The 15,957-nt window shown below is 46.0% G+C and carries 12 protein-coding genes; 6 read left to right on the top strand and 6 right to left on the bottom strand.

Features of this window, described 5'->3' with window-relative positions; all coding sequences use genetic code 11:
• Positions 1-86 precede the first annotated feature (86 nt).
• The 3 genes from ZMTM_RS07580 to ZMTM_RS07570 all read right to left on the bottom strand — a co-directional run bounded on the left by ZMTM_RS07580 (position 87) and on the right by ZMTM_RS07570 (position 3,106).
• Complete coding sequence (locus ZMTM_RS07580) at positions 87-620, bottom strand: DUF2919 family protein (RefSeq protein WP_221763311.1); 534 nt, start codon at positions 618-620, stop codon at positions 87-89.
• 70 nt (positions 621-690) lie between these two features.
• Positions 691-1,902, bottom strand: a complete 1,212-nt coding sequence (locus tag ZMTM_RS07575; RefSeq protein ID WP_225906983.1) for a pyridoxal phosphate-dependent aminotransferase — start codon at positions 1,900-1,902, stop codon at positions 691-693.
• A 175-nt stretch (positions 1,903-2,077) separates the two neighbouring features.
• Positions 2,078-3,106 (bottom strand): trypsin-like peptidase domain-containing protein, encoded by a 1,029-nt coding sequence (locus ZMTM_RS07570; RefSeq protein ID WP_221763310.1) that lies wholly within the window; start codon positions 3,104-3,106, stop codon positions 2,078-2,080.
• Between the two features lie 175 nt (positions 3,107-3,281).
• On the opposite strand from ZMTM_RS07570, the gene uvrB reads away from it, so the two are divergent.
• Positions 3,282-5,318: an excinuclease ABC subunit UvrB gene (gene uvrB, locus ZMTM_RS07565; RefSeq protein WP_221763309.1), complete on the top strand. Its 2,037-nt coding sequence runs from the start codon at positions 3,282-3,284 to the stop codon at positions 5,316-5,318.
• Between the two features lie 127 nt (positions 5,319-5,445).
• Complete coding sequence (gene azu, locus ZMTM_RS07560; protein ID WP_318840474.1) at positions 5,446-5,916, top strand: azurin; 471 nt, start codon at positions 5,446-5,448, stop codon at positions 5,914-5,916.
• An 80-nt stretch (positions 5,917-5,996) separates the two neighbouring features.
• On the opposite strand, the gene recQ is transcribed toward azu, so the two are convergent.
• Both recQ and ZMTM_RS07550 read right to left on the bottom strand, forming a co-directional pair.
• Complete coding sequence (gene recQ, locus ZMTM_RS07555) at positions 5,997-7,814, bottom strand: DNA helicase RecQ (RefSeq protein ID WP_404804659.1); 1,818 nt, start codon at positions 7,812-7,814, stop codon at positions 5,997-5,999.
• 125 nt (positions 7,815-7,939) lie between these two features.
• Entirely contained in the window at positions 7,940-10,621 is a 2,682-nt protein-coding gene (locus tag ZMTM_RS07550; protein WP_221763307.1) for an Rne/Rng family ribonuclease, read from the bottom strand.
• Between the two features lie 566 nt (positions 10,622-11,187).
• On the opposite strand from ZMTM_RS07550, the gene ZMTM_RS07545 reads away from it, so the two are divergent.
• The 4 genes from ZMTM_RS07545 to ZMTM_RS07530 are packed head-to-tail and all read left to right on the top strand — an operon-like array spanning position 11,188 to position 14,202.
• On the top strand, positions 11,188-12,189 hold the full coding sequence (locus ZMTM_RS07545; RefSeq protein WP_221763306.1) for an RluA family pseudouridine synthase: 1,002 nt from the start codon (positions 11,188-11,190) through the stop codon (positions 12,187-12,189).
• Positions 12,182-12,838 (top strand): HAD-IA family hydrolase, encoded by a 657-nt coding sequence (locus ZMTM_RS07540; protein WP_221763305.1) that lies wholly within the window; start codon positions 12,182-12,184, stop codon positions 12,836-12,838. The genes ZMTM_RS07545 and ZMTM_RS07540 overlap by 8 nt, the downstream gene beginning before the upstream one ends.
• A complete protein-coding gene (locus ZMTM_RS07535) occupies positions 12,817-13,194 on the top strand; it encodes a Rieske (2Fe-2S) protein (protein ID WP_221763304.1) in 378 nt (125 codons plus the stop codon). The genes ZMTM_RS07540 and ZMTM_RS07535 overlap by 22 nt, the downstream gene beginning before the upstream one ends.
• 48 nt (positions 13,195-13,242) lie before the next feature.
• Positions 13,243-14,202 (top strand): S49 family peptidase, encoded by a 960-nt coding sequence (locus ZMTM_RS07530; RefSeq protein WP_221763303.1) that lies wholly within the window; start codon positions 13,243-13,245, stop codon positions 14,200-14,202.
• A gap of 72 nt (positions 14,203-14,274) precedes the next feature.
• Here ZMTM_RS07530 and pgi read toward each other — a convergent pair whose 3' ends face one another.
• Positions 14,275-15,930: a glucose-6-phosphate isomerase gene (gene pgi / locus ZMTM_RS07525; RefSeq protein ID WP_221763302.1), complete on the bottom strand. Its 1,656-nt coding sequence runs from the start codon at positions 15,928-15,930 to the stop codon at positions 14,275-14,277.
• Positions 15,931-15,957: the final 27 nt, after the last annotated feature.

The following is a 15,957-nucleotide window of genomic DNA, read 5'->3' as shown; positions in this document are numbered from 1 at the left end:
GATACATTGAGAACTATCATCTCTATTTTTAAACCACTCATGGTGAGCCGGATACGAGAAGGCTAGTGTCTAGGTGCTGGCTCTTTTCATTTTTTTGCTTCCTCAGGAAATTCATTAAATATATCTTTAGTTAAATTTGATTTATATAAATAAAGTGAAATGACGATATCAAATATAAGCACACTAAAAATCAAGCTTAAATTCTCAAATGTGAATTTCTGGATTAAATCAAAATTTAAGTATGTGAAAAGTAAAATTGAGCCCAAGTATGAACATAGAAGCAGCTTTCTACCGTTCAACCAGACTAAACGCATGATCTTATGTGCTTCTGGCAATCTGTGACCAGTCGATAATAGAACCATTAAAGCTGGAATATCCAGAAAAATTAGCGCTGGACTAAGTTGAACAGCAAGCCAATCCGTCGATAACACTTCTGCTGGCATCAATTTGTATGCGGCTAAAAATATGATGTGTCTTAAACCATAGATCATCGACAACCATAAAACGCCTGGAATTTTTAGATTTAGATAATCGTCGTAAAAACGAGCGTCATATTTAAGCAAAGTTAAGAACTTTCTGTATGAATTAATCATATAAAGTATAGCGTAAGGTTTTTGCATGCAATAGATTCAAAATAAAAAGCCAGCATCAAATGCTGGCTTTTTATTTTACAAACAGTGATCTAGATATCTAAACGCTTAACGCACTATCAATTCTATCTAATGCGTTCACCAGGTTTTCCATTGAAGTGGCGAACGAAATACGGAAATAACCTTCAGCGCCGAATGCAGAGCCTGGCACCACAGCTACGCCCACTTTTTCAAGTAGGTATTCTGAGAGTGCCATATCGTTTTCAGTGCTGATCTTGCCTGCTTTGAACAGGTTACTGATGGCAACACGTGCATCTGGGAAGGCATAGAATGCACCGCCTGCTTTAATACAGTTTAAGCCCTGCATGCTGTTAAAACGGTTGACCACGTATTCATGGCGCTCGATGAATGCTTCTACCATCGGTGTAATACAGTCTTGCGGGCCTTCAAGCGCGGCTTGTGCGGCTACTTGTGAGATAGATGTTGGGTTGGAGGTAGATTGCGATTGCAGTATCTCCATGGCCTTGATGATATAGGCAGGGCCAGCGGCATAGCCAATGCGCCAGCCTGTCATTGAGTAAGCTTTAGATACACCATTGAGCACGATGCAGCGAGGCTTTAACTCAGGCGTTGCATTGAGTATGTTGTAGAACTTTTCGCCTGTGAGGTTCACGTGTTCATACATGTCATCAGTGGCTACCAGCACATGCGGGTATTTTTTCAACACTTCGCCCAAGGCCTTTAATTCTGCCAGGGTATAGACAGAGCCTGTAGGGTTAGATGGTGAGTTGATCATGAACAGCTTAGTTTTTGGCGTAATCGCCGCTTCAAGTTGCGCGGGTAGTAATTTGAAACCTTGCTCAATACCACACTGGATAATAACTGGTTTCGCACCCGCTACCAGCGCGATATCTGCATACGAAACCCAGTATGGTGCAGGGACAATGACTTCATCACCCGGGTTGAGCACAGCAAGCGCTAGGTTGAAAATACATTGCTTGCCGCCTACACCGACGATAACTTCTTTTTCTGTGTATTCGAGGCCATTCTGGTTCTTGAATTTGGTGACAATGGCTTTTTTCAGGCCTGGAATACCTGCAACAGGGGTGTATTTGGTAAAGCCGCGATCAATGGCTTTCTTGGCGGCATCTTTAATGTGTTGCGGTGTATCAAAATCTGGCTCGCCAGCGCCCAGACCGATGATGTCTTTGCCTTCAGCCTTGAGCTTGCCAGCACGTGCTGTGACTGCAAGGGTGGGGGATTCTTTGATGGTTTGAACGCGGTCTGAGAGGGTGATATCGAACTGTTCCAAAATGGCTATCCTTAGGGCGGCTGGCTATATATCGACTATATAACCAAAGGGTACGGTAAAAAACATGCGATTTTACGCGCAAAACCACTGATAAGAAACTAAAAACTGCAGTTTTTTCTTAATATCCAGATGCTTATCTGCCAACCCAAAGATTCACTAAGCTCAATATCCAACCTTATTGGCAGGGCTCTTTGCAGGTGATTGCAGTGTCAAACTCTTGTGCGATATCTTTATCAATATCTTGCAGTGCAAGCTTGATGGCGTTCACTTCTTTTTGATCGCCTTTTTTCGAGGCAATCATCCCTATCCTGAATAGAGCGTCGCTATTCAATGAGTTGATGGCTATTGCTTTTTGATAAGATTTCATGGCTTCATCTTGCTGCCCAAGATTCTCCTGCGCAAAACCAATTTCATACCAGGCTTCGGTACTATTGGGTTCTGCTTTAATCCACTTGGTGGCAATTTCATCAAGCTTGCCCCAGTCGCCTTGTAATTCAGGGATAGCAATCTGCAAGAAGTACGGTTTATCGCTTTCTTCAGCCTCCCAGAATGTTTTGCCTTCAATCAGAAAGTTCTTTTCCATGGGCAGGTTTTGCAGGCTGGCAAGCCAGTCAATCGGTAAGGCATAGAAGTAGGAGTGATGACCTATGGTTTTGAAAGTATTGATGCCAATTAAATGACCTTCGTTATCAAACAGGCCACTTCCACTTGCCCCCAAGCCAAATCGTGCAGTGCTGCGGATGATGTTGCCATGATCTAATGGGTAAACGGATTTGATGGTGCCAACTGAAGTAATGGGGTTAGGGCTGCCGCCAGAATGGCCGATTGCGATGATTTCTTGGCCTTTTTTAAGGCCTTCGCTACTGCCTAATTCTACTGGCTTGGTTGGCAAGCCTTCTGTGGTTAAAAGACATAAATCATGGTTGCGATCAGCCTGAATGCCGCTGATGGTAAATGTTTCATCCCCACGTGAGATCCAAGGCTCTTTGGTTTGGCGGAATATGTGGCAATTGGTGAGTACCTTGTTGTCACCAACCACCACGCCCGACCCATAAGCCAAGCTACCATTGGTGTTATAGCCGCGCACTAATACGATAGAGAAAAATGAGCCCATTAATTTATCTTGCTCGAACGCCATTGCTGGCTGAATCAGGGCAGATAAAAGCAGGCTAGTAACGCTTACAAACAAGATGAAATATCGCATGGTTTTCCTCGAAATCAGTCATTATTATAATAATGTTGGCTAGCTGCTTGCTTAAGCACAATGCGCCGCCATCTATGCTTTATAGCTATGATGTAACGTTAACCTAGACACTAAAATTATGGGCAAAGTTCGCGACTCGCCCTGTTAGAATGAATGCTTAATCCAAAGGCTTTGAATGATCGTCACTTTCCCCAATAGTCTGTACAAACTACATCAACCATTCCAGCCCGCAGGCGACCAGCCGCAAGCCATTGAGAAACTCACGGCGGGCATAGAGCAAGGCATGAAATTCCAGACTTTGCTCGGGGTAACGGGCTCTGGTAAGACTTATACGATTGCCAATGTCATTGCTCGAATCGGCCGCCCAGCGATTGTGATGGCGCCCAATAAAACGCTGGCTGCACAGTTATATTCAGAGTTTCGCGAGTTTTTTCCGCACAATTCGGTGGAGTATTTCGTCTCGTATTACGATTACTACCAGCCTGAGGCTTATGTGCCTTCTCGTGATCTGTTCATTGAAAAAGATTCCAGCATCAATGAACATATTGAGCAGATGCGTCTCTCTGCTACCAAGGCATTATTGGAGCGTGAAGACAGTATTATCGTGGCCACGGTTTCGGCCATTTACGGTATTGGCGACCCGACTGATTACCACGGCATGGTGCTGCACCTGACACAAGGCGAGAAGATTCCGCAACGCGATATCATTCAGCGGCTGGTCGGCATGCAGTATGACCGCAACGATTTTGATTTTTCGCGTGGCGCATTCCGAGTGCGTGGCGATGTGATTGATGTATTCCCAGCTGAAAACTCTGAGACAGCCATCCGCATTTCTTTGTTTGATGATGAAGTCGAATCGCTGACCATGTTTGACCCGTTGACAGGGCAGATTTTCCAGAAAATCCAGCGCTATACGGTTTATCCATCCAGCCACTATGTCACGCCGCGCGAGACGACGATTCGCGCTATGGAAAAGATCAAGGCTGAGCTACGTGACCGTGTCGATTTTTATATCAAGACTGGCAAGCTAGTAGAAGCGCAACGTATTGAGCAGCGCACACGATTTGACTTGGAAATGTTGAATGAGATTGGCTTCTGCAAGGGTATCGAAAACTACTCGCGCCATTTATCAGGCCGTAACCCAGGAGATCCACCACCTACGTTGATTGATTACTTGCCTGAAAATGCATTGATGATTATCGATGAAAGCCACGTCACTGTGCCGCAAGTAGGTGGCATGTATAAAGGCGACAGGTCGCGTAAAGAAAACCTGGTGGATTACGGATTCCGCCTGCCATCTGCGCTTGATAATCGTCCGCTCAAGTTTGAAGAGTTTGAAAAGATCATGCGCCAGTGCATATTCGTTTCAGCAACACCTGCTGATTACGAGGCTGCGCATACGCAGCAAGTGGTTGAGCAAGTTGCCCGACCAACTGGTTTGGTTGACCCTGAAATCACGGTTAAACCTGCAGATACGCAGGTGGATGATCTGCTGTCCGAAATCAAGCTGCGCGTAGCTGTTAAAGAGCGTGTGTTAGCCACTACGCTGACCAAGCGAATGGCGGAAGATTTGACGGATTATCTCTCTGAGCATGGCGTGAAAGTACGTTACCTACATTCTGATATTGATACGGTTGAGCGTGTGGAGATTATTCGCGATTTACGCTTGGGCGAATTTGATGTGCTGGTTGGTATCAATCTGTTACGCGAAGGTTTGGATATTCCAGAGGTATCACTGGTTGCTGTGCTGGATGCCGATAAAGAAGGTTTTTTACGTTCAGAGCGTTCATTGATTCAAACATCGGGTCGTGCGGCACGTAACCTTAACGGTAAGGTGATTTTTTACGCTAATAGAATCACGCGCTCAATGAAAGCTGCTATGGATGAGACATCTCGCAGGCGCATCAAGCAAATGGCTTTTAATGAAGCCAATGGCATTGTGCCGCGCGGTGTGACTAAGCGTATCAAGGACATTATTGATGGCGTGTACGACATAGACGACGCCAAGCGTGAACGCAAAGCCGCACAAGACCAAGCCAGCTACGAAGCGTTGAGCGAGAAGCAGATACTCAAAGAGATCAAGCGCATAGAAAAAGCCATGCACGATAGTGCCAAGAATCTTGAGTTTGAAAAAGCAGCCGATTATCGCGACCAGCTTAAAAAACTTAAAGCTAAGTTCTATGGCGCCGATGTGCCAGACGAAATTTCCTAGAACTGATCCTTCATTTTCCTTGAGCACAATACATATTGCCTGAACTATAACAGTTGCATATAATGAGAATCATTCCCATTTGTGGTTTGGGATTATTAATATCAATGGTTTATATAAAGGAAATAACATGGCTCATAAAATCTTAATGTCTATGCTCGCAGTGACTGCATTTATAGCTGGCGGCCTAATCGTTACCCCACAGGCTCAAGCGGCAGATTGTGAAGTTGCGATTGATGCAACCGATGCAATGACTTTCAGCACCAAAACGATTGAAGTGAAAAAAAGCTGTAAAGAGTTCACTATCAAGCTAAGCCATTCAGGCAAATTGGCTAAAAATATCATGGGACATAATGTGGTGGTGGCAAAAGCAGCAGATCAGGCTGGTGTGCTTGAAGATGGAAGCGCTGCAGGTGCAGATAATAACTATTTGAAGCCTAGCGATGCACGTGTGATTGCCTCTACTAAAATTATTGGTGGTGGTGAAAGCACAACAACAAAATTCGCGACCAGCAAACTGAATGCGCAAGACAGTTATGTGTTTTTCTGTGCTTTCCCTGGCCATGCCATGATGATGAAGGGCCTTGTCAAACTGATCTAAGCAAGTCACTCTTTGGTTGATACATGCCTCGCATTTATCAACCAAGTTTTAGTAAGTGACTAGCAATTTTTTAATATTGCCTAATCTGCCAGTACCTCTAGAAATGCATCTCCATACCGCAGTAATTTAGCCTGACCAACACCACTGATCTTTGCCAGATCGTCCAGCGTTTGTGGTTTCTGGTTTAGTATTTCCAGTAAGGTACTATCATGGAAAATCAGGTAAGGAGGCACGCCTTGCTCTTTTGCCAGCTCCATTCTTTTATCTTTGAGTGCTTGCCACAGTGGATCTTCATTAGCGCCTGCGTAAGCTTCTTTGCTGCGTGACGCACGCTCGGCCTTGCTGGTTTTTCTTTGGGTAACTTCAACATCTCGTCTTAACCAGACTTCCTGCTCGCTGCGCAATACTGGTTTTGCTAATTCGGTCAGCTTTAGTCCCCCATAAGACGTAATGTCTGATTCAAGAAATCCAACTGCGACCAATTGCCGAAAGATGCTGCTCCACTGAGTTTGAGTTAAAGCCTTGCCTATACCAAACGTGCTCAGTTGCTGATGGCCGAATTGCTCAATTCTTGGCGTGTTCTTGCCAAGTAACACATCAATTAAATGCACTACGCCAAAGCGTTGTCCTGTGCGATACACGCAAGAGAGCGCCATTTGTGAGGCTTGTGTGGCGTCCCAAGTATCCACAGGGGTCAGGCAGTTATCGCATTGACCACAATCACCAGGATGCTCCTCGCCGAAATAACGTAACAAGGTCTGGTGGCGACAGCTAGTGGATTCGCAGAAGCCAAGTAGGGCATCAAGCTTTTGTCGTTCTACGCGTTTGCGTTCTTCTGGCGCATCGCCAGAATCCAGCATCTGGCGCATGGAGACTACATCGCCTAATCCATAGGTCATCCACGCATTGGCACCCAAGCCATCACGCCCAGCACGCCCCGTCTCCTGATAATAGCCTTCCATACTTTTAGGTATGTCGAGATGCGCCACGAAGCGCACGTTAGGTTTATCTATGCCCATGCCGAAAGCTACGGTCGCAACCATAACGACGCCTTCCTCCTGCAAAAACTTGCGCTGGTTGGCTTCACGTATTTTGCTATCGAGGCCTGCGTGATAGGGCAGGGCTTTCCAGCCTTGGTCTTTCAGCCAGGCTGCAGTCTCTTCTACTTTTTTACGTGACAGGCAATAGACGATACCCGCATCATCAGAATGTTCTGTTTCAAGAAAATGCAGTAACTGTTGCCGTGCATTGTTTTTCTGGGTGATGCGGTATCGAATATTGGGACGGTCAAAACTGGAAACGAACTGCTCTGCATTTTCGAGCGATAACTGCTCTACAATCTCTGCACGGGTAGGCGCATCTGCTGTGGCTGTTAGGGCGATGCGTGGCACATGCGGAAACCGATCATGCAGGATAGTGAGCTGGCGATATTCAGGCCGAAAATCATGCCCCCATTGCGATACGCAATGGGCCTCATCAATAGCAAACAGCGCGAGGCGCACATGAGTATCGACTTGCTGTAACAGGCTTAAAAAGCTATTAACCATCAAGCGCTCAGGCGCCACATATAAAATCTTGGTCTGGCCTGCAAGCACCTGCGAAGTTATGCGCTGGGTTTCTTCTGCATTCAGGCTCGAGTTTAGATAAGCGGCTTCAATACCTAGTTGCTGCAAGGCCTCTACCTGGTTTTGCATCAGGGCTATGAGGGGGGAAACTACAATGGCCAAGCCATCACGCAATAGGGCAGGTAGCTGATAGCATAAAGATTTACCGCCGCCTGTAGGCATCAATACCAATGCATCACCACCCGAGCAAACATGCTCGACTACAGCTTGCTGCTTGCCGCGAAACTCACTGTAACCAAATACCTTGTGTAAGGTTGTTAGCGCTTCGGTCAAGATGAATTCTTTTTGCATGTTTGAATGGTTTGATCTTATGTTGTTGTAATCCATTGACACAGTTATCAAAAACAAAAGCCCTAGGTAACTAGGGCTTTTGTTCTTCTTGCTATTATTACACTACCTTACTTCTGTGTTTGTACAATCACCAATGGCTCATCCTGGCTGCCTTCAGCAGCTTTTTGTTGCCATGCTGCTGATTTACGTGGTTTTTTCGCTGTCTCTTGCGCTACTGGAGCCGCAGTGACTTGAATGTTATCAGCTTTGGTTTCTACCAATTGCAAGCCACTTGCGGCAAGGTCAACTGGTTTGGCCTGAGCAGGCTTGCGACGGCGCGGATTACGTGGCTTCTTATCTGATTTTTCATCAGCATTAGTTGCTTCGGCCTGATCTGCTTCAATTGCAATCGCTGGTTCTGATTTTTCTGCGGTTGTACTTTTTGAAGCTACATCATTAGTGCCCGCATCGACTTTCGCCTGAGTTACAGGAGTTTCAACGATTGTCACTTCAGAAACCTTGGTCTCAACAATATTGTTATCTTGCGTAATGGTATTCAGTACGGCTTCTACATTACCTTGATACTCAGGCACTGAATTCGCAACAGTCGTAGGTGCAGCAGCTTCAACGACATTTGGAGCTTCAATGGCATTTGGTTCAAAGGCCATTTGCGTCTGACTATCACGCTGCTGGTTTTCAGGACGTGGTGTGCGATCACGACGACCATTACGACCACGACGTCCAGAACGTGTTTGTTGTTGAGGCTGCTCACCTGACTCAGTAGGTGCGGGCGTTTGCACGTTAGCTTGAGCATTCTGTGGCGCTTTTTCACGCTCAACTCTTTCAGGGCGCTGGTTTTCAGAACGTGGGTTCTGATTCTGGCGCGGTTCCTGGTTGCGTTGCTGGTTTCTGTCTTGATTCCCCGCATTGCGCTCTGGGCGATCCGCAGCAGGCCGTTGGTTTGGTGCGCGGTCAGCATTAGTACGTTCAGCACCATTACGATCATTACCAGTGCGCTCGTTACTGCGGCCATTGCGGTTATTGCGGTTATTGCGGCCACCTCTGTTGTTGCGGTTGGCGTCACGTGTTCTATTAGTTTCAGCCTGTGTTTCTTCAACGGTAGCTGGTGTAGTACCAAACCAGTTCTTGATACGGGCGAAGAGTGACACTGCCGGAATGATTTTTTCAGCAATAGTTGGCGCAGGAGATGCAGGTGTAATACCTTTAACAGCAGCTTCAACACGCACTGGTTTAGCTTCTTGCTTGTTGGCAGCAGTTTCTTCAGTTTCGCTTGGTAGCTCAACCATTTCGTAGCTGGCGCGTGAGGTTTCTTCCGTCACGTCATCATGGCGAATGCGCACGATATTGTAGTTAGGCGTTTCCATGTGGATATTAGGGATCAACACCACTTGTACGCCCATACGTTCTTCAATCTTATGGATATCCGCACGTTTTTCATTCAGCAGGAAAGTCGCAGCCTCAACAGGCAATTGAACCTGAATGATGGCGCTGTTTTCTTTCATGGCTTCTTCTTGCGTAATGCGCAAAATGTGCAGGGCTGTAGATTCTATGCCGCGGATATGACCAGTCCCATGGCAGCGCGGACATGGAATATGGTTAGATTCACCCAAGCTAGGGCGTAAGCGCTGACGTGACAGCTCTAATAGACCAAAGCGTGAAATCTTGCCGGTTTGTACACGTGCACGGTCGTAATGCAGGGCGTCACGTAGGCGATTTTCAACATCACGCTGGTTGCGCTGGTTTTCCATGTCAATAAAGTCGATGACAACCAAACCACCCAAGTCACGCAAACGTAACTGGCGAGCGACTTCTTCCGCGGCTTCAAGGTTGGTATTGAACGCAGTTTGCTCAATATCGGCACCCTTGGTAGAGCGGCCTGAGTTAACGTCCACTGAAACCAGGGCTTCAGTATGGTCAATCACAATGGCACCGCCAGAAGGTAAGCGTACTTCACGAGAGAATGCAGTTTCGATCTGGTGCTCAATCTGGAAGCGTGAGAATAATGGAATTTCATCGCTATAGAGTTTGACGCGTGGCACATTGCCAGGCATCACGTGATTCATGAACTGAATGGCTTGTTCGTGAATATCAGGCGTATCAATCAGGATTTCGCCAATATCAGGCTGGAAGTAGTCGCGGATAGCGCGAATCACCAAGCTGCCTTCCTGATAGATCAGGAAAGGGCCGCTTTGCATGGTGGATGCACCTTCAATCGCAGTCCACAGTTGCAACAGGTAATTTAAATCCCATTGCAGTTCTTCAAAGTTGCGGCCAATACCTGCGGTACGGGCAATGATGCTCATGCCGTTAGGTACTTCAAGTTGCGCCATGACATCGCGCAATTCATTGCGATCTTCACCTTCGATACGACGTGAAACACCACCACCACGAGGGTTATTTGGCATCAGGACTAGATAGCGGCCAGCCAGTGAGATAAAAGTGGTGAGCGCTGCGCCTTTATTGCCGCGTTCATCTTTATCAACCTGAACAATGAGTTCCTGGCCTTCTTTTAATACGTCCTGAATACGGGCGCGGCCACCATCTACATTATTTAAAAAGTAGGCGCGAGCCACTTCTTTAAATGGCAAAAATCCGTGTCTATCAGTGCCGTAGTTAACGAATGCGGCTTCAAGGGAGGGTTCAATACGGGTGATGATGCCTTTGTAGATATTGCTTTTGCGCTGTTCTTTACCAGCGGATTCAATATCAAGGTCAATCAGTTTTTGTCCATCGACAATGGCAACGCGCAACTCTTCAGATTGCGTTGCATTAAATAACATGCGTTTCATTTAAGGCTCCCGCGCTCATAGCGGGTTCTTGCATCCTGATTCAGGCTACAGGGAGGGCTTGCTAGCTTCTAAATTTTACTTTTACAGATTGCATGTTTAGGGTGTTTCATCAACAGCTTGGCCATCTTTATGACCTATTTCTTTTAGTGCACCCTTATTAACAACCATCATTAATAATCATCGCCATTAAGGCTAATTCAGTGAGTGCTACTTTAGAAAATACTGATACCAAATATTGGTATCAGCTTGAATTGGTTAACGAATTTCTCGTGAGCTGTTTGGTTAAATCCCCAGTGCGTTTATTCTGTTAGTTAATTCTAATTCGGATTAACCGTAATTATCGGCTAAAATTCAGTATTTCCAGCAAATCCTTGCCCTGCTTTATGTTGCAAACATTAATATTTGCAAAACTTGCTGCAGCGGCTTGAGCGCAATTAGTTTGTTACAAAAATCGCTACATATTTTGTTTGGCGAGCGAGATTAACCAAGGTATTTTTTCAGAGAACAATCAATTCTTGAATAAGCGCTTAGCGCATTTAGTTCAAGAGTTATGTAGTATAGGCGAGATGATAAATTTAAGCAAAATTAGTAACGTAATCAGTGACGCAAGTGCAGCAATGATTACGGTGGATGAGGGTGGAGCAGGGCAGCGCATTGATAATTTTTTGTGCAAAACGCTGAAAGGTGTACCAAAAAGCCATATTTACCGCATTTTGCGCAGCGGTGAAGTACGCGTAAATAAAAAACGAATTGATGCTACTTATCGTTTGGCCATGGATGATCTGGTCAGGGTGCCCCCAATTCGTACCAGCGCCACAGTAGAAGATGTGGTCAGCCCTAAAAACATTACCCCCAAATTTGAGCAATCCATCATTTTTGAAGACGACGCCATGCTGGTGATTGACAAGCCAGAAGGGTTTGCGGTGCATGGTGGCAGTGGTATCAGTCGTGGCGTGATCGAGCAGCTCAGGTTAGAGCGGCCGCATGCCAAGTTTCTGGAGTTGGTGCATCGCTTGGATAGAGAGACTTCTGGCGTATTGATGCTGGCTAAAAAACGTAGTGCCTTGGTTGCCCTGCACGAAGCCATGCGTGGCAACTACATGGATAAGCGCTATGTAATGTTAGTGCATGGCGACTGGACCGAAAAAAAGAAGCGTGTCGTATTGCCGCTACAGAAGTATGTACTGCCCAATGGAGAGCGCCGTGTTTCTGTTCAGGATGATGGCCAAGAATCTGAAACAATCTTTCATTTGCGCAAAAGCTATGGTGAATTTACCTTGCTAGAGGCGCAATTGATTACAGGGCGCACCCACCAATTGCGTGTGCAACTGGCGCATCTTGGCTTTCCTATTGCTGGCGACCCTAAATACGGTGATTTTGCTTTTAACAAGGTGCTGCACAAGCGGGGGTTGAAACGTATGTTTCTGCATTCTGAAGTCACCAGCATTCGCCACCCGCTGAATAATGAAAAGCTCAAGCTGGTAGCACCTTTGCCACCAGAGTTAGTCAAATTTATTCAAATTCTCGATAAAAACTTAAGTAAAGAAATAGCTCAGAATAATGCCTAAAAGATTCGATTTAATAGTATTTGACTGGGATGGTACAGTCGCCAACTCTAACCAACTCATCATCAACGCAATCCGCAATGCCAGCCTTGAGGTTGGCTTGCCACAACCTACCGAAGAAGCAGTGAAAGGCATTATCGGCCTTGGTTTGCGCGAAGCGCTAATCCGCTTAGTTGGTGAAATTCCAGAGGAAAAACTGCAAGCACTGGTCGCTAGGTACAACGTGCATTACAACGCGGGTGAGAACCAGATTGTGTTGTTCGATGGTGTGGCTGAAGCCATCCCTGTACTGCATGCCCAAGGTTTCAAACTTGGTGTGGCCACAGGCAAAGGCAGAGGCGGATTGAATCGCGCTTTGATCAATAGTGGTTTGGGTCAATATTTCGGCGCGACGCGCTGTGTGGATGAATGCCACTCCAAACCCCACCCTGAAATGCTATTACAGCTAATGGACGTGTTGGATGCAACGCCAGATCGCACCCTAATGATCGGCGACACTAGTTTTGATTTGCAAATGGCTGAGAATGCAGGGGTGGCTAGCCTTGGTGTGACGTATGGCGCCCACCCATTAAATAGCCTTTTACCATTTAAGCCACTGGCGCATTTTGATGAGTTTCACAAGGTCAATCAATGGCTGACCACACACGCATAATTGCCCAAAGTGCCGCGCTTGAAGAGCGCACGCATGGCTTGCTTTTTGACCTGCCAGAATTGGGTGAGCATGTGAGTGGTTTTGTCGTGCGGTTTGATAATCAAGTTTATGCCTATGTGAACCAATGTGCACATGTGCCGATTGAGTTGGACTGGAATGAAGGTGATTTTTTTGATTTAGGTAAGGATTATCTTCTCTGTGCAACACATGGCGCGCATTATCAGCCTCAAACAGGCCATTGCGTGATGGGTCCATGCAAAGGTAAAAGATTGCAAAAACTCAATGTGTCTGAAGAGAATGGGAATATCCTATTAGATGTTGATTCTATTAATAACCGATTTAATGTAGGATTTTAAGTCGTAAAAATTTTACTAAACAACAAGTTATATCAAAGAAAGTAAAGCATGTCTGATAACGATACAAGCGCACGAGAATCTGAATGGCAACGTCAAACATTGGAAAAACTGGCTTTTGCCTCTTTGCGTGAGCAAAAAACCAGAAGACGTTGGGGGATATTCTTTAAATCCCTCGGATTTTTATACCTGTTCCTACTCTTTTTCTACGCAATGGATTGGATCGGCAGCGATTCAGGCACTAAAACCGACCATACCGCGGTGATTGATATTCAAGGCGTGATTGGCAGTGGTGATGAAGTCAACGCGGAAAATGTGATTTCCAGCCTGCAGTCTGCCTATGAAAATAAACATACCAAGGGCGTGATTTTACGAATTAACAGCCCTGGTGGTAGCCCTGTACAGGCCGGTATGATTAATGACGAAATCAAGCGTCAGCGTAAATTGCACCCGACTGTTCCTATCTACGCCGTGGTTGAAGATATATGCGCCTCTGGCGGGTATTACATCGCTGTGGCTGCAGACAAGATTTATGTGGATAAGGCCAGCATTGTTGGTTCAATCGGCGTATTGATGGATGGTTTTGGTTTTACAGGCATTATGGATAAAGTCGGTGTTGAGCGTAGATTGCTGACGTCTGGAGAAAACAAGGCAATACTTGACCCATTCTCACCAGTGAATCCTAAGCACAAAGAATTTGCCCAGAAGATGCTGGATCAAATCCACGACCAATTTATTGCAGTCGTACGTGAAGGCCGTGGTAGTCGCTTGAAAGAAACACCAGAGATATTCTCAGGTCTGTTCTGGAGTGGTGAGACCAGTATTGAACTTGGATTGGCTGATGGTTACGGCAGCACTGAATATGTGGCGCGTGAAGTGATTAAACAAGACAACATTGTGGACTTTACTACCCACGAAGGCTTTGCTGATAAGTTTGCCAAACGCATCGGCGCTTCGATGACCAATGCTGTGATGAGCGGCAGCTTTTTGGGCAGCATGAAGTTACATTAAACGTACCCAGTAATAACTAAAAAAGCCTTGAGCAATATTGCTTAAGGCTTTTTGCTTTATTACATCAGCTAATTAAATCTGGTGAGACTTTGTGTAGTTGATCAAGCCATTGGTTGAGCTGTCAAAATCAGTGACTACGTCAGCAGAGGTCAGTTGCGGCAATATCTCCTGCGCAATCTGCTTACCGTATTCTACTCCCCATTGATCGAACGAATTAATGTTCCAGATCATGCCTTGCACAAAAATCTTGTGCTCGTAGAGTGCAATTAACTTGCCCAGTGTGTTTGGGGTCAACGTGTCGAACAGAATCGAAGTGGTAGGGCGATTGCCTTCAAAGGTTTTGTGCGGCAACAATGTTTCTAATGCTTCTCCGCTCAATCCTTGTTTTTCTAGCTCTGCACGTGCTTGCTCTGTAGTTTTGCCAAGCATTAAGGATTGTGTTTGCGCTAAAAAGTTAGCCAGCAAGATTTTGTGGTGCGTATTGCCGTTGGTACCCACTTTATAGTGGCTATGCATGGGCATCAAAAAGTCGCATGGGATGATTTGCGTGCCTTGATGAATCAACTGATAGAACGCATGTTGACCATTGGTGCCAGCTTCGCCCCAGATGACAGAGCCTGTTTTGTAGTTAACACGTTTGCCTTCACGGTCGATGAACTTACCATCACTCTCCATATCTGCCTGTTGCAGATATGCTGGAAAGCGTGCCATGCCTTGATCGTAGGGCAGTATGGCTGTGGTATCGACATGGAAGAAATTGTTATACCAGATGCCGATTAAGGCCATGATGACGGGCAAGCTTTGCTCGAGCGGCGCAGTTTTGAAGTGCTCATCCATCTCGTGGCCACCAGCGAGTAAATCTTCAAAGTTATCCATGCCAACATAGATGGCGATAGACAATCCAATCGCAGACCATAGTGAGTAACGACCGCCTACCCAATCCCAGAACTCGAACATATTGGCGGTATCAATACCAAACTCACTGACCGCTTTTGCGTTGGTCGAGAGGGCGACGAAATGTTTGGCTACATGCGCTTGATCTACTGCGCTTTGTAAAAACCATTTGCGTGCTGATTGCGCATTGGTCATGGTTTCTTGAGTGGTGAATGTTTTAGAGGCTACGATGAATAGCGTAGTTTCTGGGTTGCATTGTTCCAAGGCGCGAATTAAATGTGCGCCATCAATATTTGATACGAAATGCGCTCGAATGTCTTTGCTGGCATATGGTTTTAGTGCGTCACACACCATGACAGGACCCAAATCAGAGCCGCCGATACCGATGTTTACGATGTCGGTAATCTTCTTGCCTGTATAACCTAGCCACTGGCCACTGCGCACACGTTCACTGAAGCTACGCATCTGCTGCAGTACGCGATTGACTTCAGGCATGACGTCTTTTCCGTCTACCAATACAGGCTTGTTGCTGCGGTTACGCAGTGCTGTATGCAGTACAGCCCGTTTTTCCGTGAAATTGATTTTCTCACCAGAAAACATGCGGTCACGCCAGGACTCAATGTTGGCTTCACGGGCTAACTCAAATAATAGCCCCATGGTTTCATGCGTAATGCGATGTTTGGAGTAGTCGAACAATAAACCTGTAGATTCAAGGGAAAACTCTTCGAATCGCTTAGGGTTCTGGGCAAATAAATCCCGCATATGTTGCGGGAGGATTTCTTGATAATGAGCGCAGAGTTTTTGCCATACAGGCAGTGTTGTTGGGTTTGGCATGCTAATTTAATCGGCCTGAGCTATCGG

The organism is Methyloradius palustris (assembly GCF_019703875.1).
Lineage (GTDB): Bacteria > Pseudomonadota > Gammaproteobacteria > Burkholderiales > Methylophilaceae > Methyloradius > Methyloradius palustris.
The sequence above is the reverse complement of the archived record's forward strand: the minus strand, read 5'-3'. Positions and strand labels throughout refer to the sequence as shown.